Genomic DNA, 23,725 nt, shown 5'->3' with positions numbered 1-23,725 from the left:
GACGCGACGTGATCACCGCTCAAGCCTTCTCGACTATCCGGGCAATCCAGCGCAGTGCCTGGAACGACTGTTTTCCCGGTGCGCTGGAGGATTGGGATTTTTACGTCGCCGTGGAAAACGCGGCCATTGATGACTTCAAATGGCGCTACCTGGCGGTTTACGAAGATGAAACGCTGGTGGCAGTGGCCGCCGCGTTCATCACGCATTATCGCCTCGACACCACGGTGTCGGGCGCCGGCAAGCGTTTTACCGAACGCCTGGAGCGACTGTGGCCGGGTGTTTTACGCTTGCCGCTGTATGCCATTGGCTCGCCGATAGCCGAGCGTTGCGATGCAGGTATTGCAAGCGGCATACCCCAGACGCGACGCCCTGTGTTGCTCAAGCAGTTGCTGAAAGCCGCGCGACAGGATGCCAGTGCCTTCGGGATTGGCCTGGTGGCGGTCAAAGATGTACCGACCGACGACTCGCACTGGGCGACCAGTTGCCGCAGCGCAGGTTTCCAGAGCATGCCGAGTTTGCCCAGCGGTCTGCTCTCGGTGCCCTACGGTTCGGTAGACGCCTACCTTGGCTCATTGTGCAAATCGACGCGCAAGGACCTGCGCCGTAAACTGCGTGCGCCGGGCCCGCGCGTGGAGTGGCGGCGCAATATTGATGATGTGTTGCCGGATGTCATGCGCTTGTACGAGGCCACGCTCGAACGCTCGCAGCTGCAGTTCGAACGTTTGCCGGCGCGTTACTTCACCGGCATCCTCGAACGGCTTGAAGGGCGTGCGGTCTGTGTTCTTTATTGGGTGGACGAGCACCTGGTGGCGTTCAATCTGATCCTGCTGGACCAGCACCGCCTGATCGACAAGTTTTTTGGGCATGACATGGCATTCAGCCGCGAATACAACCTGTACTTTCGCAGTTGGCTGACCAACGTCGACTACTGTATTCAGCACAATATCCCTGTGTACGAGTGCGGTCAGGAAGGGTATGCCAGTAAGCTGCGCCTGGGGTGCGAGTTCCAAGGCAACAGCATGTTCTTCCGTCACCGTAACCGGCTGGTCAACAGCCTGCTCAAGCTCGTGAAAATGTACCTGAGACCGGACCGTTCCGACCCTGCCATGGCTGCTGCGATAAGCGAAACCTGATGATCACCAAAACCCGCCAGAAAGCCCGCCCCTTTGCCATTTCGCGCTGGAGCGTCCAGCGCAAGCTGGTGCTGGCGTTCTGGCTGGTCAGCGTTATTCCCACCATGATCGCCGCCGAGCTGGCGGCGACCACGCTGTCGCAGATTTTCGACAGTAACGTGCGTATCTGGCTGCAAGAGTCGACCAAGATCGTCAAGGACGAAATCGGCGACATCCTTCATGACAACGCGCGCATGGCCAAGCTGTTCCTGCGCTACACCAGCCCGCCTTCGAACAAGCAGGCCGCCAAGCACGACCGGCTGACCGCCGACATTGCCGACGCCACGGACATCGACGTGGTCGCGCTGATTCGCGTGAGTGATCACAAGGTCGTGTTCAGCACGGCCTCCGACGATGTGGTCAAGCAGATCGACCTGACCAGCAACGCCGTCCTGCAAACCGTGCAGGTGGCGGGCGTGAGTACGGGCCTGGTGGTCTCGACCTTCGAAACCACCCAGGAAGGCGTCGACTACCTGCTCTTGGTGGCCACTTACCTGGACAGCAGTTTCCTCACCAGCGTGGCCGATGTGCATTCCCTCGACCTGCGCCTGTACCTGGCCAATCCGTCGGGCTTTAACGAAATCTTCTCGACCCAGCGTTTCGAAAACCACCCCTCGCGCATTCCCAAGGACGTCGAAACGGCCATGCGCGCCACCAAGCAGCCGAGCGAGCAGTTCACCAACAACTACAGCGGTCTGTATTGGCCCATCTTCAATGATGCCGGCGACCTGCAAGGGGTGATCTTCAGCGGCCTGCTACGCCATACCAGCCTGGTCGGGCTGGTGAATCAGAGCAACCTGTTCGTACTGATTTTCCTGCTCAGCTCGGCATTGTCCCTGGGCGCCGGCGTGCTGGTGTCGCGGCGCCTGACCAAACCGCTGCGTGATTTGTCCCAAGGCGTGGACGCGGTGATCTCGGGGCATTACGAACACCGCGTATTGGTGAGTGGCGGCGATGAGCTGGCGCAGTTGAGCAGCACCTTCAACCACATGACCGAGCGCCTGGGCGAACTGCATCACCTTGAAGCCCAGTTGCGCCGTCGCGATCGGCTGCACGCCCTGGGCGAAGTCGCCATGGGCCTGGCTCACGAGATCCGCAACCCGCTGGGCATCATCAAGACCGCGACCCAACTGTTGCACCGTCGCGCCGACCTGGCGGAAACCGACAAGCGCCACCTGGAATACGTGATCAGCGAGGTCAGCCGCATCAACGACCTGATCACCGAATTCCTCGATTTTGCCAAACCCAACCCGCCGTTGCGTGTGCTGCAGCCGGCGCGAGCGTTGGTGGAAGAGATTCTCGGTTTCTGCAGCCCGGAACTGTCCACGCATAACATTGACGCGCAGATTGACGACCAGGCACCCGGTGCGACGATCTATGCCGATGCCAAACAGCTCAAGCAGGCGTGCCTCAACCTGATTCTCAACGCCATCGACGCGATGCCCGAAGGCGGACGCCTGACCCTGGGCATTCGCAGTGTCGACGGCAACACGGTGATCAGCATCGCCGACACCGGCCAGGGCATCCCGGCGGATATGATCGAGCGGATCTTCACACCGTTCGTCACTACCAAGGCCTCGGGCACGGGCCTGGGCCTGGCAAAAGTCTATTCGATCATGGAAAGTCACGACGGCAGCATTGAATGTGCCAGTGAGAAAGATGCCGGCGCCACCTTCAGCCTGTACATTCCGGCCCAGGGTGATGACGACGGCGATGATGAGGATGGTCATGACGCATAACGTATTGGTAGTCGACGACGAGCCCAAGCTCTGCGACTTGCTGTCGTCGGCCTTGAGCCAGAACGGCATTCAGGTATTCACCGCAAGCAACGGCCTGCACGCGCTCAAGGTGCTGGAGCAGGAAGACATCGACCTGGTGATCAGTGACTGGCGCATGCCAGGCATGGACGGCCCGGCGCTGCTGGCCGAGATCAAGGTGCGTTTCCCGGATTTGCCGGTGATCGTGATGACCGCCTACAGCACGGTGAAAAACGCCGTGCAATCGATGCGCAACGGCGCCTATGACTACATTGCCAAGCCGTTCGACATCGACGAACTGGACATCACCGTCGCCAAGGCCTTGCAGTTTCGCGACATCATGCGCGACAACGCGCGGCTGCGCGCCGAACTCGATCACCATGCGCAGTTCGACAGCCTGGTGGGTGACAGCCCGGCGTTTCGCCAAGTGCTGCATGCAATCGATTCGGTGCGTGACAGCAACGCCACCATCCTGCTGACTGGCGAAAGCGGCACCGGCAAGGAAATGGTCGCGCGCGCGATCCACAAACACGGCAGCCGTGCCGACAAGCCATTTGTAGCGGTCAACTGCGCGGCGATTCCGGAAGGCTTGCTGGAAAGTGAAATGTTTGGTCATCGCAAGGGCGCCTTCACCGGTGCCGTGGCGGATCGGGTCGGGCGCTTTATGCAGGCCGACAAGGGCACGTTGTTTCTGGATGAGGTGGGCGATATGCCCCTGGCGTTGCAGGCCAAGATTCTGCGCGCGTTGCAGGAGCGGGTGATCGAGCCGGTGGGCGACCCGCGCGAGCGCAAGGTGGATGTGCGGGTGATCGCCGCCACCAACAAGAACCTGCTGGACGCGGTGGCCAATAAAGAGTTTCGCGAAGACCTGTATTACCGTCTGAATGTGTTTCCGATCCCGCTGCCGGCCCTGCGCGAACGCGCCGAGGACATCGTGCCCCTGGCCCGGCACTTCGCCCAGACCCTGAGCGCCACCGCCGGCAAACGCATCACCGGGTTCAGCCCGGAGGCCTTGCAGGCCATGGCGGCTTACAACTGGCCGGGGAATATCCGCGAGCTGCAAAACTGCGTGGAGCGCGCAACCATCGTTGCGGCCAAACCGGTGATTGAAGACATCGACCTGCCGGCCTACCTGTTTGCTTCAAAACCGGCAGAGGACGGCGTCACGGCGCTGCTCGGTGACAACCCTGGCGTGCCTGCGGACCTGGACGCGGCGCTGGCGGACGTCGAGAAAACCTACATCCTGGCGGCGTTGCACGAGAGCAACGGCGTGCAGGCTGCGGCGGCGGCGAAGATCGGGATTTCAGAGAGAAGCTTCTGGTATCGGTTGAAAAAACTGGGGATTCAAGTGGACAAGATCGTGCGTTGATCTATCAGGCTCACCACTGATCCAAATGTGGGAGCTGGCTTGCCTGCGATAGCGGCGTATCAGCCAACTCAGCTGGCACAGACAGACCGCTATCGCAGGCAAGCCAGCTCCCACATTTTTTACCCCGGTGTGTCAGGTATGGAGGCGAACCCACACACTCACCAACACCGTCGCCGCCATCAGCCACGCCACCGCCGCCACGGCGAGTGACGCCTCCAGGCGCAGGCGGTCGACCATCACATACAGCGTCGCCAAATACACAAAATACGGAATGATCGACCACATCCCAAACACGATGGTGGTCTTCAGGTCCTCCACCGAGCGGCCCTTGCCGACGATGTAGTGCGCAATCAACGCAAAGGTCGGAAACAGCGGCACCAGCCCCGCGATGTAATAGTTTTTGGTCTTGGCCAGCGCCGCCAGGATCAACACCACCGCCGCGCCAATGGCGGCCTTCAGCAATAGATCCATCAGTGGCTCAACCCGTATTTCTTGACCTTGTCGAACAGGGTGGTCTTGGCCATTCCCAGTTCCAGGCTGGCCTGGGTCAGGTTGCCGCCGCTGCGCTGCAGGGCATCGTTGAGCAGGTTGCGCTCGAAGGCTTCCACCGCCTCGGTGAAGGCCAGGCCGTGGTTGCTGTTGCCGCTGCCGCTTTTCTTGAAGGCGGGCAAGCCCAGGGCAAAGCGCTCGGCGACGTTGCGCAGTTCGCGCACGTTGCCTGGCCAGTCGTGGCTCATCAGCGTCGACACGGTCTGGTTGTCCAGCTCCGGCGCGGTGCGATCAAAGCGCAAGGAGGATTGCTGCAGGAAGTGCTCGAACAACTGCAGAATGTCTTCGCGACGTTCGCGCAACGGCGGCAGTTCCAGGGTCACCACGTTGAGGCGGTAGTAAAGGTCGCTGCGAAATTGGCTGGCGCGGCTCAGCTCATCGAGGTCGGATTTGGTGGCGGCGATCACCCGGCAATCCACCGCCACGCTCTGGTTCGAGCCCAGCCGTTCAAGGGTGCGTTCCTGCAACACCCGCAGCAGTTTGATCTGCAGGTTGATCGGCATGCTTTCCACTTCATCGAGAAACAGTGTGCCTTCGTGGGCGTGCTCGATCTTGCCGATGCGCCGTTTGCCGGCGCCGGTAAAGGCGTTGGCTTCGTGGCCGAAAATCTCGCTTTCGAACAGGTTTTCCGGCAGGCCGCCGCAGTTCAAGGCAACGAACTGATGGGCATGGCGCCGGCTGAAATCATGCAGGCAGCGTGCGACCAGTTCCTTGCCGGTGCCGGTCTCGCCTTCGATCAGCACGTTGGCCGAGGTGTCGGCGACGTTGGCGATCAGTTCGCGCAGGTTCTGCATCGCCGGCGAGCGGCCGATGATGCGGCCCTCCAGCGAGTCACGCTCGGCCAGTTGGCGGCGCAGCGACCACACTTCTCGCGCCAGCCCGCGTTGCTCCAGGGCGCGGCGCGCCACGTCGACCAGGCGTTCGGGGGAGAAGGGTTTTTCCATGAAGTCGTAGGCGCCATTGCGCATGGCCCCGACGGCCATCGAAATATCACCGTGCCCGGTAATCAGCACCACCGGCAGGCTTTTATCCAGCGCTTTGAGGCGGGTCAGCAGCTCGAGGCCGTCGATGCCCGGCAGGCGAATGTCGCTGATGACGATGCCGGCAAAGTTCTCGCCAATGCGCTTGAGAGCTTCTTCAGCACTGCCCACGCCCACGCTGGGAATGTCTTCCAGCGCCAGGGCCTGTTGGCAGCCGAGCAGCACATGGGGATCGTCCTCGACGATCAGAACGGTGAGGTCGTCTTTTGCGGCTGGGGTGTCTGTATTCATGTCGACTCAGCTTTTTGAGTGCCCACCAGCGGCAGGCACAAGACAAAGGCAGTACCACCGCTGGCCGGATGTTCCACGGCAAGGTTGCCGCCGGTGGCCGCCGCGAGGCTGGCGGAAAGGGTCAGGCCCAAGCCCAGGCCTTGTTCGCCGGGTTTGGTGGTGAAGAACGGTTCGAATAAATGCTTGCGCGTTTCGGGGTCGATGCCATGCCCGTTGTCGCGTACGTGCAGGCGGTACCTGCCCTCAAGCACCTGGCCATCCAACCACAGTTCGGGCGCAGGTTGCGCCTGCATCGCGTCCAGGGCGTTGCCGATCAGGTTGACCAGGATCTGCTCCAGGCGCGTCTGGTCGATCTGCAATTGAGCGTTGGCGAAGTCGCGGTGCACGGTCAGCGGCAGGCCGTCGAGACGAGCGCCGAGCACCTGGAACGCGGCGTCCACAGCTTTACCGAGGTTGGCTTCGCCCTGGTCATCACCGCGCCGTGCAAACGAGCGCAGGCTGGCCGTGATGCGGCCCATGCGATCGATCAGTTCATTGATGGTCTTGAGGTTGGCACTGGCGGTGTCGAGCGCGCCACGTTCGAGGAAGCGCACGGTATTGCCCGACAGCGTGCGCAGCGCCGCCAGCGGCTGGTTCAACTCATGGGCGATGCTGGTGGACATCTGGCCGATGGCGGCGAGTTTGCCGGCCTGTACCAGTTCGTCCTGGGCGCGGCGCAAGGTTTCTTCGGCCTGGCGCCGTTCGCGAATCTGGCCCTTGAGCCGTTCGTTGCTGGCACGCAGGTCGGCGGTGCGTTCGGCAATCCGCCGCTCCAGCTGGCTGTTGGCTTCCTGCAAGGCTTCCCGCGCGGCGAGGCGGGTGGCGATCACCTTGCGGCGTTCGTTCCAGGCGATCAGCAAAAACGCCACCAGGCCGAATGCGACAGCGACCAGAATGCCCTGGTTGATCGCCGCGCGGCGCAGCTCATTGAGCGGCGTCAGCAGGGTGAAATTCCACGGCGTGTCGTTGAGCGGGCGGGTTTGCGCGAGGTAGCTGACTTCGTGCTCGTCGTTGACCACTTCGCTGTTGGCCGGGAAGGTCAGCTTTTCGGTGCCCTCATTGAGTCGCTCACGGGCCAGCGGTTCCAGCTCGTTAAGCGTCGCCCAGTAATATTGCAGGCTGTGGGCCAGGCGTTCTTTGGTGTCGTCGCTCAGCGGGCGCACGGCCTTGAGCCGGCGGGCCGGGTCGCTGGAGAGGATGATGATGCCGTTCTCGTCGCTCACGAACGCTTCGAGGCGCGCACGCTGCCAGCGCTCTTCGAGGGCTTCGAGGCGCACTTTGACCACGGCGACGCCGATGATCTTGCCGTGTTCTTCCAGGCCGTGAGCCAGGTAGTAGCCGGGCTCGCCGTTGGTGCTGCCGATGCCATAGAAGCGGCCCGGCTGGCCGCGCACGGCATTCTGGAAATAGGCGCGAAAGGACAGGTCTTCACCCTGGTAACTGTCGGCATCGCGCCAGTTACTGGTGGCCAGCACGCGGCCGGTGGTGTCCATCACGTAGATGGCCCGACTGCGACTGCGTCGGTTCAGGCCTTCGAGGTAATCATTGACCGTCTGCCGGGTTTCCTGGTTCGGGTCGGCCAGCAGCGTGGAGACGCTGGATTCGAGCTCCAGCAGGCTGGGCAGGTAGGTGTATTTGCTCAGTTCGCTTTCGACGGTGCGCGCGTGCAGCTCCAACTGGCGTTCGCCGTTGTCGCTGAGGGTACTGATGCCGTAATACTCACTGACCCAGAAGCCGATATAACCCAAGCCGATCATCAAGGCGATGATCAACGGCGGCAGGAACAGTTGGCGAATCAGACGAGGTTTCACGGCAAGTGATGGCGGTGCGGCGCGAAATTGGTTGGGGTCGCATTTCATCACAGTTGCCTTGGGTCAACCAGAGCTGTCAGCCCTGCCGCGAACCGGTTCATGTGGGAGCTGGCTTGCCTGCGACAGGATCTCCTCGGTGTCACTGATAGACCGAGGTGTCTGCATCGCAGGCAAGCCAGCTCCCACACAAAACGGTTCCCACAGAGAGAACGAAGCCGGTTTTAGTGCTGCAGGATTTTCTCAAGGAAGTGCTGCGCGCGTTCGGAGCGGGCGCTGATGTCGCCGAAGAACTCCTCCTTCGGGCAGTCTTCGATGATCTTGCCGGCGTCCATGAAGATCACGCGGTCGGCCACTTTGCGCGCAAACCCCATTTCGTGGGTGACGCACATCATGGTCATGCCTTCGTGGGCCAGTTGCACCATCACGTCGAGCACTTCGTTGACCATTTCAGGGTCCAGCGCCGAGGTCGGTTCGTCGAACAGCATGACGATCGGGTCCATGGCCAGGGCGCGGGCAATCGCCACACGTTGTTGCTGGCCGCCGGAAAGCTGGCCCGGGTGCTTGTGGGCGTGTGCCGAAAGGCCGACGCGCTCAAGCAGTTGCAGGCCCTTTTTGGTGGCTTCTTCCTTGCTGCGGCCGAGCACCTTGATCTGCGCGATGGTCAGGTTTTCGGTGATGGTCAGGTGCGGGAACAGTTCGAAGTGCTGGAACACCATGCCCACGCGCGAGCGCAGTTGCGGCAGGTTGGTCTTCGGGTCGGCGATGGAGGTGCCATCCACCACCACGTCGCCTTTCTGGAACGGTTCCAGTGCGTTGACGCACTTGATCAGGGTGGATTTACCCGAGCCGGAAGGCCCGCACACCACGATCACTTCGCCTTTTTTAACCTCGGTGCTGCAATCGGTCAGCACCTGGAAGTCGCCATACCACTTGTTGATGTTCTTGATAGAGATCATACGGCAAACCTTTTTTGCAGACGCTTGACCAGCAGCGAGGCGGAAAAGCTGATGATGAAGTAGACGACACCGGCGAAGATCAGGAACTCATTGGAGCGGCCAATGATGTCGCCGTTGGAGCGGGCGGAGTTGAGGAAGTCCACCAGGCCCACGGTGTAAACCAGCGAGGTGTCCTGGAACAGGATGATCGACTGTTGCAGCAGCAACGGGGTCATCTTGCGGAACGCCTGGGGCAGGATGATCAGACGCATGGTCTGGCCATAGGTCATGCCCATCGCCTGTGCGGCGGCCATCTGGCCCTTGGGGATCGACTGCACGCCGGCCCGCACGATTTCACAGAAGTACGCGGCTTCGAACATCATGAAGGCCACGACGCAGGAGGTGAACGCACCGATCGGGGTGTCTTCGCCTGTGATCCAGCGCAACACGAACGGCACCGCCAGGTAGAACCAGGTGATCACCAACAGCAGCGGGATCGAGCGGAAGTAGTTCACGTAGGCGCCGGCCAGACGCGACAGCAGTTTGCTGGACGACAGGCGCATCAGCGCCAGCATCGTCCCCAGCGCGATACCGCCGATCACACCCATGACCATCAACTGCAAGGTCATGACCATGCCGTTCCACAGGCCGGGAATGGCGGGGATGATGCCGCTGAAATCGAAGTCCATTATTTACCCCCCACGGAGATCAGGCCGGGCACCGCGACTTTCTTCTCGACCACGCGCATCAGCAACATCAGGCTCATGTTCAGGGTGAAGTAGATCAGCGTGGCCAGGGTGAAGGCTTCAAACAGGTTGGCCGAGAACTCGGCAGTCTGTTTGGTTTGCGCCAGCAGCTCCATCAAACCGATCAAGGACGCCACGGAGGAGTTCTTGAACACGTTGAGAAATTCCGAGGTAAGCGGCGGAATGATGATGCGGTACGCCTGGGGCAGCAGCACGTTCCAGTAGATCTGCGGCAGCTTGAAGCCCATGGCGCGTGCGGCAGATTCCTGGCCGCGTGGCAGCGCCTGGATGCCGGTACGCACTTGTTCACACACACGGGCGGCGGTGAACAGGCCCAGGCACACGACGACGCTCAGGTAGGCCGAGGTAGTCGGGTTGAGGTCTTGTTTGTACCAGTCCTGCAGGTTTTGCGGCAGCAGATCGGGTATCAGGAAGTACCAGATAAACAGCTGAACCAGCAGCGGCACGTTACGAAACAGTTCCACGTAGCAGGTTGCGATGCCCGATACGATGCGGTTTGGCACGGTGCGCATGACGCCCAGAATGGACCCCAGCAACAAGGCGATAATCCATGCCACGACAGCGATGGCGATGGTCCAGCCCAAGCCGGCGATGTACCAGTCGAGATAAGTCTCGCTGCCCACGCCAGTGGACTTGAAGAACACGCCCCAGTCCCAGTTGTAATTCATTAGGGTCTCCCCTCGAAATCGATCGATGTACAAGCACCCGCTTGGGGAAGATCCTTTCCCGCCCGACGTTGAACGCCAGGCACACGCGATCGGCTCGAAAACCGCCAGGTCGAGTGTTCCAAATTAAAGCCAGCAGGTAGTAACAGACGCCTGAGGGAGGGTTGGCTCCCTCAGGAGATAAGCTTAGTCAGGTATCAGATTTTTACGTCAGGGGCTGGTTTGTCGCTTGGGTTAGCGATCAGCTCCTTAACCTTGTCGCTCATCGGGAAGTTCAGGTTCAGGCCTTTTGGAGGAATCGGGCTCTCGAACCACTTGCTGTAGATCTTGTTGATTTCGCCGGATTTGTACAGGCCGACGATGGCGTCATCGACAGCCTTTTTGAAGGCCGGGTCGTCTTTACGCACCATGCACGCATAGGCTTCGAAGGACTGTGGCGTACCGGTGATGACCCAATCGTCCGGCTTCTTGGCCTTGGCTTCTTCGCCTGCGAGCAGGGCGTCGTCCATCATGAAGGCGACGGCGCGGCCGCTTTCCAGCATCTGGAAGGATTCGCCGTGGTCTTTGGCGGAGATGACGTTCATGCCCATTTGCTTGTCGGCGTTCATCGCTTTGATGATGCGCTCGGACGTGGTGCCAGCGGTGGTCACGACGTTTTTGCCTTTCAGGTCGGCAAAGTCAGCGTAGGACGGCTTGCCATCCTTGTCTTTCTTGACCAGCAGGCGGGTGCCGATTTCGAACATGTTGACGGTGAAATCAACTTGTTGAGCGCGTTCGGCGTTGTTGGTGGTGGAGCCGCATTCGATATCCGCGGTGCCGTTCTGGATCAGCGGGATACGGGTTTGCGAGGTGACCAGGTTGTACTTGACCTTCAGATCGGGTTTGTTCAGGTCTTTTTTCAGGGCTTCAACGATGGCCAGTTGAATGTCGTGGGAGTAGCCCACGGGTTTGCCCGAGCCATCCGCGATGTAGGAGAACGGAATGGAGCTGTCGCGGTGAGCGAGAGTGATAGTGCCGGAGTCGTTGATTTTCTTCAGTGTGCCGGTGAGTTCGGCGGCGAAAACTGGAGTGCTGATCAGAGCAGCAGCGATAGCTGCGCCCAGGATATGGGGAACGATGCGCATCAATACTTCCTCGACATTTGTTTTTTTTATGAAGCCGGCTAAACGGCTCTCTTTTGTACAGCGAATGCCCGTGACGGCTCCTGAAGCGTCGCAGGCAATCGTCAGGGAGTGTAGAGCATGAGTCGTGCCATACCAGGGATAAAAGGTTATCTGGTTGATTTATATGGGGATTAAGTTTGCGTGACGGGAGGGGTTTGGTGGTTTGGTCCGGCAAACCGAATGGTTCGGGGTGTGGTGTTCGGAAAACCGAATGGCTTTGGTGGGAGGGGGTGTATATCCATTGCTGCGGTAACGGCGGCTGGCGGTTCCGCTCTTACAGCGGGTCACTTTTGGCTAACGCAGAACACGGCGGCGTGGTAGCCGACCTGAGTGGTAGAAGCAGCACAGCAACACACTTCTGTCTGAAGCACAGAGATCCAAATGTGGGAGCGGGCTTGCCCGCGAATGCGGTTTGTCAGTCAGCTCATGTGTCGCTGACCCACCGCCTTCGCGAGCAAGCCCGCTCCCACAAGTTGACCGAGTTCAGCCTCCACCACCGCACTGCTTGGCTTTTCTGTGGGAGCTGGCTTGCCTGCGATGCAGACAACTCGGTGTATCAGGCATAACCAGTTGATGCCATCGCAGGCAAGCCCGCTCCCACATTTGATTGAGTTCAGGTTCCAGAATCAGGTCGGCTACCAGGCCGCCGTGCTTTGCTTTTGATTTTGATCTTAGGCACACCGAGCCTAAGCGAGGTGCCGAGTGGTGGGGCAAGAGCCTTTTGGTTACTTTTGGGCTCTTTTCAAAAGTGGCCCGCCGTAAGGGCGGAACCCATATCAGTCATCACCCAAACAACGGATATACCCCCCAAAACACCCCCCTCCCAATCAGAACGTATAGTCAGCCGAAACAACCGCCGCACGCCCATCACCCGGCACCGCCCAGCCGTTGTTACGGATGCGCGTCAGGTATTCCTTGTCGAACAGGTTGTTGACGTTCAACTGCAGGTTCAACTGTTTGTTGACCTTGTAGCCGAGCATCGCGCGCTGCACGGCGTAGCCCGGCGCAGTCGGTGCCCCGGCGGCGCTGACCAGGTACTGCTTGGATTGCGCCGTGATGCCGTAGCCCACCTGAAAGTCGTAGGGCAGGTCGTACACCGTCCAAAGACTGGCCGCATGTTTGGGCGTGAACGGCAGCGGCTCGCCTTTCTGCGCGTCGAAGCCGGTGGTGGCCAGGGTGAAGTCGCTGGCGCTGCGCAATACGCGGGTATCCAGGTAGGTGTAGTTGGCGAAGACCTTCCACTTGTCCGTGATCGCACCGCTCAAGCCGAGTGCCACGCCATCTGCACGTGCTTTACCGTCGAGCGACTGCGTGCCGCTCAGGTTGGTTGGGTCGGGATCGGCGACTTTGTAGTTGGTGCGGTCATTGCGAAAGATCGCGCCGGTGAACGACAAGGCATTGTCGAGGAAGTCCCACTTGGTGCCGATCTCATAGCTGACGGCGGTTTCCGGGGCAACGTTGCAGTTGTTGGTGGGCGCGCTGGACGTTTTGGCCGGGGTGAAGCAGCCACCATTGACGCTGGCTTGCGACGGCGTCTTGCTGTTGCCGTAGGCGATGTAGAAACTGCCGTTTTCCACCGGTTTGTACACCAGTGCCAGGCGATAGGACGTCAGGTCGTCCGCTTGGCCGTAGCGAACGCCGGGCGTTTCCACGCCGGTGCTGGAGTAGGCATTGGTGACCGAACTGCCGGCATTGTGCTCGTAACGCAAACCGCCGTTGATTTCCCATTGCGGGTTGAGTTTAAGCGTGTCGAAGGCGTAGGCGGCGCGGTTGTTCAGCGCGCCGTCGACGTGGGCCGCACGGGTGAAGTTGACGGGGCCGGTCCAGTCCGAGTTGGGGTCGCTGAAGCTGACCGGCGGCGGAACGATCGTGCTGCCGTTGCTGTTGGTCAGCCATTTGCCGGTATCCGCCTCGTATTCCTCGCGGCTGATGGCGATGCCGGTGACCAGTGTGTGGTCGATGAAACCCGTGCTGAAGTGACTGGTTACGTCAGTCTGGTTGGTGAACATTTTGTTCTGGGTGTTGCGCTCGTTGCCCAGCGAACCGCCGCTTGGCTGGAAATAGCCAGGCTTGAGGCCGGCGGCGCAAGGCGCGCCCGTTATCTGGGTACCGCTGGCCAGGCAGCCGGCCTGGGCACCTTCGGGGCCGGAGGCGCGCAGGTCCTGGCGCACGCGCTCGACGCGGGTGAAGTTGCGCACTGACACGGCGTCGTTGAAGTCGTGTTCGAGCTTCAGGCTGAACGCGTCCGAGGTGATCTGCTGGTCATTGATGTTGTGATAACCGTAATAGTCGCTCCAGCCCACACCCGGCATCGGTTTGCCGTTGTAGATGGGGATGCCGTACTGCGGCGTGTTGTCATCTTTCTGGTGTTCATAACTGACGGTAACGCGCGTCGGCGTGCCCAGGCCAAAGGCGATGGAGGGCGCAATGCCCCAGCGCGAGTAATCTTCATAATCGCGGCCCGGCACATCGTTACCATGCGCCATCAGGTTGAGCCGGAACGCGGTGGTGTCGTTGAGTTGCTGATTGGTGTCCAGCGTGGTGCGCTTGTAGTTATCGGTGCCGATGCCGGCGCTGATCGTGGTTTTGTCGCGTAATTCCGGCTGCTTGGACACCAGGTTGATGGTGCCGCCGACTGCGCCGGAACCTGAATACACCGAACTTGCGCCGCTGACGACTTCGACCTGTTCCAGGTTGAACGGGTCGGTGCGGCTGTATTGCGCGCTGTCGCGCACGCCGTCGACGTAGATGTCGCCGCTGGCCGAGAAACCGCGCAGGTTGATGCTGTCGCCGTAACCGCTGCCGCCTTCGCCGGCGCCGAAGGTAATGCCCGGCACGGTGCTGAGCACGTCGCGCAGGGTCAGCAGGTTTTGATCATGAATGACTTCCTTGGGCACCACGGTAATCGTCTGCGGTGTATCACGCAGCGCCTCGGTGTACTTGGGGGAGGAAGGCGCTACGGGGTTGTAAGCGCTCTGGCTTGGGGCCTGACCTTCGATACTGGTCGCGCCGAGTTCAATTACACCTGTGCCGTCATCTGCAGTCTGCGCTGCATAGCTGAATCCTCCTTGCGCAGCCACTGCCAAGCCCACCGCCGACGCGAGCAAATGCCGCGATGAATGGGGGGCAGAACTGATCCCGGTAGCCATTGAATAGTCTCGTGTTGTTGGAATTGAGAGGTGATCGTAATTGATAAACGATCTCAAATGTAATACTTTGTAACAGAATGATTCATGAAATTTTTGTCAGTTTGAGAGAGTGCAGACGAGCATGCAGAGCACGCGGCCAGGCAATGAATCGGGTGAAATCGGTGATAACCCGCGCGCATATGCGCGTTGGGTGATGCAGGCTGCGCAATTGGGTGATGCCGATGCGCATGCGACCTTGGGTCAGCTGTTGCTGGATGGTCGGGGCATACAAAAGGACGAAGCGTTGGCGCTGAGCTGGTTTCGCATCGGCGCACGTCAGGGTCACCCGATGGCGATCAACATGATCGGGCGCTGCCTGGAAAACGGCTGGGGTTGCGAAATCGACCTGCCGGACGCCGCCGTGCATTACCGCAAAGCTGGCGACCTTGGGCTGGATTGGGGGCTGTATAACTACGGCCAGTTGCTGACGCGCGGTCGCGGTGTGGAGCGCGACCTTGTCGCCGCGTATGAGTTATTCGGGCAGGCAGCCGCTAAAGGGCACGCCAAATCGATGAACCTGCTGGGGCGGTTTCACCATGAGGGCGTCGTTGTGCCCAGGGATGTGCAACTGGCGCGGCAGTGGTATCAGCGCTCAGCCGAGGCGGGCGATTTTCGCGGGCAATACAACCACGCTGCCGAGCTGGCCGAAACCGGCGATGAGCGCCAGGCCTGCCTGTGGCTGGAGCGCGCGCTGGCAACGGCAACACCGGGTTTTTTGCAGGCGGCTTATCCGGTGTTGCTGGGCTCCACTCTCAGCGGGATTCGTGACATGGGCCTGCGGTATCAGCGCCAGGCGCTGCAGGCATAAAAAAAGCCCCTGGACCTTTCGGCGCAGGGGCTTTTCACAACGGCCTGATCAGGCTGCTTCGATCTTCGCGCGGTTCTGCTCGACCTTGGACAGGTAACGCTGCACGTTGGCCTGTTCCTCTGGGGTGGTGAACAGCCCGAGCTTGGTGCGGCGCCACAGCACGTCCTGCGCTTGCGTGGCCCATTCCTCGGCGCACAGGTAATCGACTTCGCGGGTGTACAGGCCGCCACCCAGGTGGTCGCCCAGGTCAGCCAGCGACTGCACACCTTCGAGTAAGCGCCAGGTGCGGCTGCCATAAGTGGTGGACCAACGACGCGCGATCTCGGCCGGCACCCAGTTGAACTTGGCGCGAATGGCCTCGGCCAGCGCTTCTGGCGTGGTCATGTTCTCGCCACCCGGCAGGCTGGCCGTGGCCGTCCAGCTAGGACGCATCTGTGTGAAGAACGGCGCCAGCTGCGCCATCGCCGACTCGGCGAGTTTGCGGTAGGTGGTGAGCTTGCCGCCGAACACTGACAGGATTGGCGCCTCGCCAGTGCCGCCAGACAGCGACAAGGTGTAATCGCGGGTAATGGCCGACGGGTTATCCGACTCGTCGTTGCACAGCGGGCGCACGCCGGAGTAGGTGTGGACGATGTCGTCGCGGCTCAACTGCTTCTTGAAGTGGGCATTTACCACCTTAAGCATGTAGTCGGTTTCACCTTCGGTAATCGCTACTTTCGCCGGGTCGCCGGTGTATTCACGGTCGGTGGTGCCGATGATGGTCAGGTGGTTGAGGTACGGAATGGTGAAGACAATGCGCTGGTCCTCGTTCTGCAGAATGTGCGCGTGGGCGCCTTCGTACAGTTTCGGCACGATCAGGTGGCTGCCCTGGATCAAGCGGATGCCGTAAGGCGAATCCAGCTTCAGGTCTTCCTTGATGAACTTGGCGACCCATGGGCCGGCGGCGTTCACGAGGGCGCGGGCACGGATCGAGAACAGGCTGCCATCGGCGCGTTCCATGTTCATTTCCCACATGCCGTTGTTGCGGTGCGCGCTGATGCAACGGGTCTGGGTGTGGATATGCGCGCCTTTTTCGCGGGCGGCCATGGCGTTCAACACCACCAGGCGGGCGTCATCGACCCAGCAGTCGGAGTATTCGAAGCCTTTGGTGATTTCGCTTTTCAGCGGGCTGTCAGGGCCGAACTTGAGGCTCTTGGAACCGGCGAGTTTTTCACGCTTGCCCAAGTGGTCATACAGGAACAGGCCAGCACGGATCATCCACGCCGGGCGCAGGTGCGGGCGGTGCGGCAACACGAAACGCATTTGCTTGACGATATGCGGGGCCTTGGCCAGCAGCACTTCGCGTTCGGCCAGTGCTTCGCGCACCAGGCGGAATTCGTAATGTTCGAGATAACGCAGGCCACCGTGGATCAGCTTGCTGCTGGCCGATGACGTGTGGCTGGCCAAGTCGTCTTTTTCGCAAAGGAATACCGACAAACCGCGACCGGCTGCGTCTGCTGCGATGCCGACGCCATTGATCCCGCCACCAATTACGGCAACGTCATAGACTTCGGCAAGCGGTGGGGCAGGCAAGGTGGAAGGGTTCATCGGCTAGCCTCGCGATCTTTTCGTCTTGGAATCCGAACATTAATGTTCATTTGCGAAAATGGTAGCTGATAAACGCGCGCACAGCCAGCCGACTTCGATTGAAAAAACTCATCGAAGGGCTGGAAAAGGAAAATTTGTGAACATGAGGGTGTCAGATAGATCGCCATCGGGGGCGAGCCCCCTCCCACAGGTTGATCGCATTCCAATGTGGGAGGGGGCTTGCCCCGATGGCGCCGGTAACGGCGCTAAACGACTTCCAGCCGAACCTTGTGCTGGTTCAACAACTGCACCAACGCTGGCACCGGCTGTTGATCGGTCACCAAACAGTCCACCAGGCTGATCGGCCCCAAACGAATCATGGCATTGCGCCCGAACTTGCTGGAGTCGGCGGCCAAAATCACCTGGCGTGCATTGGCAATGATCGCCTGGGAAACCCGCACTTCCTGATAATCAAAGTCGAGCAAGCTGCCGTCTTCATCGATGCCGCTGATGCCTACCAGTGCAAAGTCGACCTTGAACTGGTTGATGAAATCGACGCTCGCCTGACCGACCACACCGCCGTCACGGCGCACATTGCCGCCGGTCAACAGCACGTCGAAGTCGTCCTTGGCACTGAGCATGGTGGCGACGTTGAGGTTGTTGGTGATGATTTTCAGGTGATTGTGATTGAGCAGCGCACGCGCGATCGATTCGGTGGTGGTGCCGATATTGATGAACAGCGAGGCATGATCAGGAATTTGTGCGGCAATGGCTTCGCCGATGCGTTGTTTCTCATCGCGCATCTGGTCGGCACGCATGGCGTACGCGGTGTTCTCGACACTGGAGTCATAGGCCGCGCCGCCGTGGTAGCGGCGCAGCAGATTGGCGTCCGCCAGTTGGTTGATATCGCGGCGGATGGTTTGCGGGGTGACAACGAATAGCTGCGCCATCTCCTCGATACTGACATAGCCGCGTTCGCGGACCAGTTCGAGGATTTGTTGCTGGCGGGGAGGCAGATTCATGGGGCGTCCTTTGGGCTGCCATACAAAAGTGGCCCATGATGACGCAGCACGCCGCTCCCCGCCAGTTACAACCCTATGTGGGTCCGGCGCTTGGCTTATTCAGCGCCTTCGTGCGGTTCCCAATCGCGGGTACGGCTCACCGCTTTCTGCCAGCCGGCGTAGAGTTTTTCTTTGGCGGCTTCGTCCAGCGTGGGTTCGAACTCGCGCTCGATCACCGCCTTGCCGCGCAGCTCATCCAGGCTGCCCCAGAAACCACAGGCCAGGCCGGCCAGGTAAGCGGCGCCGAGGGCGGTGGTCTCGCGCATTTGCGGGCGCTCGACCCGAGTGCCGAGAATGTCGGCCTGGAACTGCATCAGGAAGTTGTTGGCGACTGCGCCGCCGTCCACACGCAGGGCTTTGAGGCGTTCGCCGGAGTCTTGTTGCATGGCGTCCAATACGTCGCGGGTCTGGTAGGCAATCGACTCCAGGGCTGCACGAATAATGTGATCAACCCGTACGCCACGGGTCAGGCCGAACAGCGCGCCACGCGCATACGGGTCCCAGTACGGAGCGCCCAGGCCGGTGAAGGCCGGGACCAGGTACACGCCGTTGCTGTCTTTGACCTTGCCGGCGAAGTATTCGGTGTCGGTAGCATCGGCGATGATTTTCAGCTCGTCACGCAGCCACTGTACGGTGGAACCGCCGTTGAATACCGCGCCTTCCAGGGCGTAGGCCACTTCGCCGCGGGGGCCGCAGGCGATGGTGGTGAGCATGCCATGTTGGGATTTGACGGCCTTGTCGCCGGTGTTCATCAGCAGGAAGCAGCCGGTGCCGTAGGTGTTCTTGGCCTGACCCGCTTCTACGCACATTTGGCCGAACAAGGCCGCTTGCTGGTCACCGGCGATGCCGCCGATGGCGATGCCGCTTTTGGTGCGGCCGTAGATTTCCGACGAGGATTTCACTTCCGGCAGCATTTCGCGCGGCACGTCGAGAATCTCCAGCATCTTCGCATCCCACTCCAGGGTGTGGATGTTGAAGAGCATGGTGCGCGAGGCGTTGGTGTAATCGGTAACGTGGGTTTTGCCGCCGGTAAATTTCCAGATCAGCCAGCTGTCGATGGTGCCGAACAGCAGCTCGCCATTGCGCGCACGCTCACGGCTGCCTTCGACGTTGTCTAGGATCCACTTAAGCTTGGTACCGGAGAAGTACGGGTCGGTGACCAGGCCGGTGGTGTCGTTGATGTATTGCTCGTGGCCATCACGCTTGAGCTGCTGGCAGATCTCGGTGCTGCGCCGGCACTGCCAGACGATCGCGTTGTAGATCGGGCGGCCGGTGATCTTGTCCCAGACCACGGTGGTTTCACGCTGGTTGGTGATACCGATGGCAGCGACCTGGTCATGGTGCAGGCCGGCTTGTGCCAGGGCCTCGACCATCACCGCGCTTTGGGTGGCGAAAATTTCCATCGGGTCATGCTCGACCCAGCCGGCTTGTGGGTAATGCTGAGTGAATTCGCGCTGGGCGGTGCAGACCACGTTGGCGTCACGGTCAAAGATGATCGCCCGCGAACTGGTGGTGCCCTGATCAAGGGCAATGATGTAGTTCTTATTCTGAATGTCGGTCATGTCGATTGCCTTGGACGGAAAATAAGAGAGTAAGGAATCAGCCTGGGCCGCAAAGGGGCAGTGGGACCAGGCTGGCGCTATCAGGAAATACGCGTCTTGCCGTTGACAGCCGTGTCAGGTGTCTCATCTATAGCAGGTGCGGCGCTCGGCAGATGGCGGGCAATCAGCCCGCGATAGGCCGCAGCACCGAGGCAGGCGCCGACAATCGGCGCGAAAATCGGAACCAGGAAGTAAGGGATATCGCGGCCGCCGGTAAAGGCGATTTCACCCCAGCCGGCGAAAAAGGTCATCAGCTTGGGCCCGAAATCCCGCGCCGGGTTCATCGCAAAGCCGGTCAGTGGGCCCATGGCACTGCCAATCACCGCGATCAACAGGCCGATCAGCAGCGGGGCCAACGGGCCGCGTGGCAGGCCGTTGTTGTCGTCGGTAAGGGCCATGATCACGCCCATCAGGATGGCGGTGATGACCATTTCCACCAGAAATGCCTGGGCTGTGCTCAGCAGGGCATGCGGGTAGGTGGAGAACACCGAAGCCAGCTCCAGGCTGGCCTGGGAGCCGCGAACCATGTGGTGGGTTTGTTCGTAATCGAAAAAGAGATTGCTGTACAGCGTGTACACCAGCGCGGCGGAGCAAAAGGCGCCGGCGACCTGGGCAAGGATATAGAAGGGCAGTTTGCGCTTTTCGAAATCGGCAAAAATGCACAGGGCGATACTCACCGCCGGATTGAGGTGAGCCCCGGAAATACCGGCGCTCAGGTAGATCGCCATGCTGACGCCGACCCCCCAGATGATACTGATTTCCCACAACCCAAAGCTGGCACCCGCGACCTTGAGCGCAGCGACACATCCTGTACCGAAGAAGATCAGAAGCGCAGTCCCCAGGAATTCGGCCATGCATTGGCTCGAAAGTGAAGGCTGTTGAAGAGCAGTTGTCATGGCAAACCTCGATTGTTGTTCTTGTTTGGCGCGCGGCCTCAACGGGCTGTTGCGCGATTTTCACCGTGGCGAGGATCCCCATCCAGGCCATGGCTTGTTGCTGGAGTACCGCAGGTGCTATTCCTACAGTATTCGGAAACGAAAAAATATAGACAAGAATGACGGCTGTCAAAGGTCGAAAGTGAACCATTGGTCATTTTCGAACTATTGGTCTGATGAATGATCACGCTTGCGTCTACCAGTACGCCTCGCGGGAGTGGCGCACTAGAGCGTTTTGCTCAGGCTTGGCCTAGAATTGGCCCTCTGTTTTCCACGCCCGGAGTAGCCATGACCCCCGCACTGGACCTGTTGAAAAAAGTTCGTGCCGAACATCATATCCACAGTTACGAACATGATCCCAAGGCAGCCTCCTATGGGCTGGAGGCTGCGGAAAAGTTGGGGCTCGACCCCGCGCAGGTGTTCAAGACCTTGCTGGCCAGCAGTGAGAAAGGGGAATTGTTGGTGGCGGTGGTGCCGGTCGTCGGAAGTCTGGATTTAAAGGCGCTCGCCCATGCGGCCGGGGTGAAAAAGGTCGAAATGGCCGACCCCGCAGCGGCGCAACGCTCCACCGGTTACCTGTTGGGCGGCATCAGCCCGTTGGGACAGAAAAAGCGTTTGCGCACATTTATCGACGTGACGGCGCAGCCGTTCGCAACGATTTTTGTCAGTGCCGGGAGGCGGGGATTGGAAGTTGAACTGCCGGCGACGGTGTTGGCTGAGCATACCCAGGCCGCATTTGCGCCGATTGGCCGGGCCTGAATTTCACTGTTGAAGAGCATGACGCCACTGTGGGCGTCGGGCTTGCCCGCGATGCAAGCGCCTCGGTCTTTCACTCAGACCGAGGTGATGCTGTCGCCGGCAAGCCAGCTCCCACAGACGCCCGCTTCCACCTGTTGAGTCAGTTTCCTCAGTTAACGGGGCTGTAACGCCTTACTCCGGATTCGGACTGCGCAACCTGCGCCGCAACGCTGCCTGACGCCTGGAACAACACCAGATGTTCAGCCGCCACACGAATCCCTACATCCGCACCCACTTGATGATCCGCATGGCTTGGGAAAATCGACTCCAACTGTGCACCGGTCGGCAATTGCAGGCGGTACAAGGTCGAGGCACCAAGGAACGTCTTGCCGACAATCCGCGCTTTCAGCGCGCTGTCCGGTGCATAAACGATGTCATCCGGGCGCAGCAATACATCCACTGCGCCGCCCGTGGGCCATGTGTAGGCACGGTTACCGCGCAGGTCGCCGAGTTCGGTGCTGACCGATTCCGGTGAGCTCAATTGGCCACGGATGAAATAACCCTGGCCGATAAAGCTCGCGACATACGGCGTCTGCGGTTCGTGATAGAGGTTGTAGGGCGTGTCCCACTGCTCAAGGCGGCCTTCTTTGAACACACCGACCTGATCGCTCACGGCGAAGGCTTCTTCCTGATCATGGGTGACCAGAATCGCACTGGTGCCGCGCGCCTTGAGAATGTCGCGCACCTCGTGGCTGAGCTTGCGCCGCAGTTCGCCGTCGAGGTTGGAGAACGGCTCATCGAGCAGCAACAGTTGCGGCTCCGGCGCCAGGGCGCGGGCGAGGGCGACGCGTTGTTGCTGACCGCCGGAAAGCTCGTGGGGAAAACGCTTGCCAAGGTTCTTCAGATTGACCAGTTCGAGCAACTCGGCAACCACGCGGTCTTTTTGCGGGTGCTTGCGAATGCCGAAGGCGATGTTGTCGGCCACGCTCAAGTGCGGGAACAGTGCGTAGTCCTGGAACACCATGCCGATCCGGCGTTTCTCCGGCGCGAGGGTGAAGCCGGCGCTGGAGATCACGTCGCCGGCCAGGCTGATTTCACCTTCGTGCACCGGTTCAAACCCGGCAATCGCGCGCAAGGTCGTGGTTTTGCCGCAACCGGATGAGCCGAGCAGGCAGCCGATGTCGCCGGCGTTGAGGTGCAGGTTGAGGTTCTGCACCACGCGTTGGTCTTGATAGCCGCATGCCAGATTGCGCAGGTTCAGCAGTAATGGCTGGCTCATGCGTGGTGGTACGACGGCGGGACAAGAAATTCAAGCAACGCTTTCTGGGCGTGCAAGCGGTTTTCAGCCTGGTCCCACGCGACCGAACGCTCATCGTCGAGCAGGTCAAGGCTGATTTCTTCGCCACGGTGGGCGGGCAGGCAGTGCATGAACAGCACGTCCGGCGCGGCCAGGTCGAGCAGGGCGCGGGTCACTTGGTACGGTGCGAACAGGGCCAGGCGCTTAGCGGTTTCTTCTTCCTGGCCCATGGAGGTCCACACGTCGGTGCTCACCAAGTGCGCGCCGATCACCGCGTCACGCGGGTCGCGCACGACGGTGACACGGTCGCCGGCTTGAGCCAGGAAACGTGCATCAGGCTCGTAGCCTTCCGGGCAGGCAACACGCAGCTGGAAGTCGAACTGGATCGCCGCTTCTATATAGCTGTTGCACATGTTGTTGCCGTCGCCGATCCAGGCCACGGTCTTGCCCTGGATCGAACCGCGGTGCTCAAGGAAGGTTTGCATGTCGGCCAGCAACTGGCAGGGGTGCAGGTCATCGGACAGGCCGTTGATCACCGGCACCCGGGAGTTGGCGGAAAATTCGGTCACGGTGCTGTGCGCGAAGGTACGGATCATCACCGCATCGAGCATGCGCGACATTACGCGCGCAGCGTCGGCAATCGGCTCGCCGCGGCCCAGTTGGGTATCGCGCGAAGACAGAAAGATGGCTTGGCCACCCAGCTGGATCATGCCGGCTTCGAACGACACGCGGGTGCGGGTCGACGACTTCTCGAAAATCATCCCTAGCACACGGTTTTTCAAAGGCTCAAACAGTACGCCGCGGTTACGCAGGTCTTTAAGCTCAATGCCTCGACGGATCACGCTGACCAGCTCTTCGGGCGTGCAATCCATCAGGGAGAGAAAGTGCCTTGCGCTCATCATTAACTACCTTTTTGCAACAGACCGCAGATACTCAAAGCCTTGTTTATTGTGACAACGGGCGAGACCTGCGGCGAAAGCCGCACGGGGCGACGAAATGGGGGAAGGCGCGATCTTATAATTAAATGTCGCGT

19 protein-coding genes are annotated in these 23,725 nt (G+C 60.4%); 5 read left to right on the top strand and 14 right to left on the bottom strand.

What is annotated here, in order from left to right; all coding sequences use genetic code 11:
• Positions 1 to 8: 8 nt before the first annotated feature.
• From NTD89_RS26640 to NTD89_RS26630, 3 genes are read left to right on the top strand one after another with little or no spacing between them, the layout of a single operon-like run.
• Complete coding sequence (locus NTD89_RS26640) at positions 9 to 1,133, top strand: GNAT family N-acetyltransferase (RefSeq protein WP_262210522.1); 1,125 nt, start codon at positions 9 to 11, stop codon at positions 1,131 to 1,133.
• Entirely contained in the window at positions 1,133 to 2,911 is a 1,779-nt protein-coding gene (locus tag NTD89_RS26635) for a sensor histidine kinase (RefSeq protein ID WP_145161518.1), read from the top strand. Before NTD89_RS26640 ends, NTD89_RS26635 begins: the two co-directional genes overlap by 1 nt.
• On the top strand, positions 2,901 to 4,298 hold the full coding sequence (locus NTD89_RS26630; RefSeq protein WP_145161521.1) for a sigma-54-dependent transcriptional regulator: 1,398 nt from the start codon (positions 2,901 to 2,903) through the stop codon (positions 4,296 to 4,298). The genes NTD89_RS26635 and NTD89_RS26630 overlap by 11 nt, the downstream gene beginning before the upstream one ends.
• 132 nt (positions 4,299 to 4,430) lie before the next feature.
• On the opposite strand, the gene NTD89_RS26625 is transcribed toward NTD89_RS26630, so the two are convergent.
• The 8 genes from NTD89_RS26625 to NTD89_RS26590 form a co-directional block, all read right to left on the bottom strand.
• Entirely contained in the window at positions 4,431 to 4,760 is a 330-nt protein-coding gene (locus tag NTD89_RS26625; protein ID WP_178119692.1) for a GlpM family protein, read from the bottom strand.
• An 8-nt stretch (positions 4,761 to 4,768) separates the two neighbouring features.
• Positions 4,769 to 6,118 carry a sigma-54-dependent transcriptional regulator gene (locus NTD89_RS26620; protein ID WP_145161527.1) on the bottom strand — a complete coding sequence of 450 codons (1,350 nt, stop codon included), beginning with the start codon at positions 6,116 to 6,118 and terminating at the stop codon, positions 4,769 to 4,771.
• On the bottom strand, positions 6,115 to 8,016 hold the full coding sequence (locus NTD89_RS26615; RefSeq protein WP_262210520.1) for a sensor histidine kinase: 1,902 nt from the start codon (positions 8,014 to 8,016) through the stop codon (positions 6,115 to 6,117). Before NTD89_RS26615 ends, NTD89_RS26620 begins: the two co-directional genes overlap by 4 nt.
• A gap of 173 nt (positions 8,017 to 8,189) precedes the next feature.
• Positions 8,190 to 8,924 carry an amino acid ABC transporter ATP-binding protein gene (locus NTD89_RS26610; RefSeq protein ID WP_012722475.1) on the bottom strand — a complete coding sequence of 245 codons (735 nt, stop codon included), beginning with the start codon at positions 8,922 to 8,924 and terminating at the stop codon, positions 8,190 to 8,192.
• A complete protein-coding gene (locus NTD89_RS26605) occupies positions 8,921 to 9,592 on the bottom strand; it encodes an amino acid ABC transporter permease (RefSeq protein WP_106579410.1) in 672 nt (223 codons plus the stop codon). The genes NTD89_RS26610 and NTD89_RS26605 overlap by 4 nt, the downstream gene beginning before the upstream one ends.
• On the bottom strand, positions 9,592 to 10,338 hold the full coding sequence (locus NTD89_RS26600) for an amino acid ABC transporter permease (protein WP_003208731.1): 747 nt from the start codon (positions 10,336 to 10,338) through the stop codon (positions 9,592 to 9,594). Before NTD89_RS26600 ends, NTD89_RS26605 begins: the two co-directional genes overlap by 1 nt.
• Before the next feature lie 194 nt (positions 10,339 to 10,532).
• Positions 10,533 to 11,459: a glutamate/aspartate ABC transporter substrate-binding protein gene (locus NTD89_RS26595; protein WP_145161533.1), complete on the bottom strand. Its 927-nt coding sequence runs from the start codon at positions 11,457 to 11,459 to the stop codon at positions 10,533 to 10,535.
• 866 nt (positions 11,460 to 12,325) lie between these two features.
• Positions 12,326 to 14,647 (bottom strand): TonB-dependent receptor, encoded by a 2,322-nt coding sequence (locus tag NTD89_RS26590; RefSeq protein ID WP_262210519.1) that lies wholly within the window; start codon positions 14,645 to 14,647, stop codon positions 12,326 to 12,328.
• 121 nt (positions 14,648 to 14,768) lie between these two features.
• Between NTD89_RS26590 and NTD89_RS26585 the strand changes: the two genes are divergently transcribed.
• Positions 14,769 to 15,494: a tetratricopeptide repeat protein gene (locus NTD89_RS26585; protein ID WP_262210517.1), complete on the top strand. Its 726-nt coding sequence runs from the start codon at positions 14,769 to 14,771 to the stop codon at positions 15,492 to 15,494.
• Positions 15,495 to 15,542: 48 nt separating this feature from the next.
• Here the strand turns inward: NTD89_RS26585 and glpD are convergent, their stop codons facing one another.
• The 4 genes from glpD to NTD89_RS26565 form a co-directional block, all read right to left on the bottom strand.
• Entirely contained in the window at positions 15,543 to 17,081 is a 1,539-nt protein-coding gene (glpD, locus tag NTD89_RS26580; protein ID WP_262210516.1) for a glycerol-3-phosphate dehydrogenase, read from the bottom strand.
• A 245-nt stretch (positions 17,082 to 17,326) separates the two neighbouring features.
• The gene (locus tag NTD89_RS26575) at positions 17,327 to 18,082 is read right to left on the bottom strand and encodes a DeoR/GlpR family transcriptional regulator (protein WP_010212755.1); all 756 of its coding nucleotides are present in this window, start codon (positions 18,080 to 18,082) and stop codon (positions 17,327 to 17,329) included.
• 95 nt (positions 18,083 to 18,177) lie between these two features.
• On the bottom strand, positions 18,178 to 19,683 hold the full coding sequence (glpK, locus tag NTD89_RS26570; RefSeq protein ID WP_242194415.1) for a glycerol kinase GlpK: 1,506 nt from the start codon (positions 19,681 to 19,683) through the stop codon (positions 18,178 to 18,180).
• 80 nt (positions 19,684 to 19,763) lie between these two features.
• Positions 19,764 to 20,618, bottom strand: a complete 855-nt coding sequence (locus NTD89_RS26565) for an MIP/aquaporin family protein (RefSeq protein ID WP_145161555.1) — start codon at positions 20,616 to 20,618, stop codon at positions 19,764 to 19,766.
• A 327-nt stretch (positions 20,619 to 20,945) separates the two neighbouring features.
• Here NTD89_RS26565 and ybaK point away from each other — a divergent pair, with 327 nt between their 5' ends.
• Positions 20,946 to 21,416 carry a Cys-tRNA(Pro) deacylase gene (gene ybaK / locus NTD89_RS26560; RefSeq protein ID WP_262210515.1) on the top strand — a complete coding sequence of 157 codons (471 nt, stop codon included), beginning with the start codon at positions 20,946 to 20,948 and terminating at the stop codon, positions 21,414 to 21,416.
• Positions 21,417 to 21,564: 148 nt separating this feature from the next.
• Here the strand turns inward: ybaK and NTD89_RS26555 are convergent, their stop codons facing one another.
• Positions 21,565 to 22,674: an ABC transporter ATP-binding protein gene (locus NTD89_RS26555; protein ID WP_145161558.1), complete on the bottom strand. Its 1,110-nt coding sequence runs from the start codon at positions 22,672 to 22,674 to the stop codon at positions 21,565 to 21,567.
• Positions 22,671 to 23,591, bottom strand: a complete 921-nt coding sequence (gene argF, locus NTD89_RS26550; RefSeq protein ID WP_145161561.1) for an ornithine carbamoyltransferase — start codon at positions 23,589 to 23,591, stop codon at positions 22,671 to 22,673. Before argF ends, NTD89_RS26555 begins: the two co-directional genes overlap by 4 nt.
• Positions 23,592 to 23,725: the final 134 nt, after the last annotated feature.

Source organism: Pseudomonas sp. 14P_5.3_Bac1, assembly GCF_025466135.1.
In the GTDB taxonomy this organism is placed as follows: domain Bacteria; phylum Pseudomonadota; class Gammaproteobacteria; order Pseudomonadales; family Pseudomonadaceae; genus Aquipseudomonas.
Note: the sequence above shows the minus strand (reverse complement) of the source record. Positions and strands in the feature narration are given on the sequence as shown.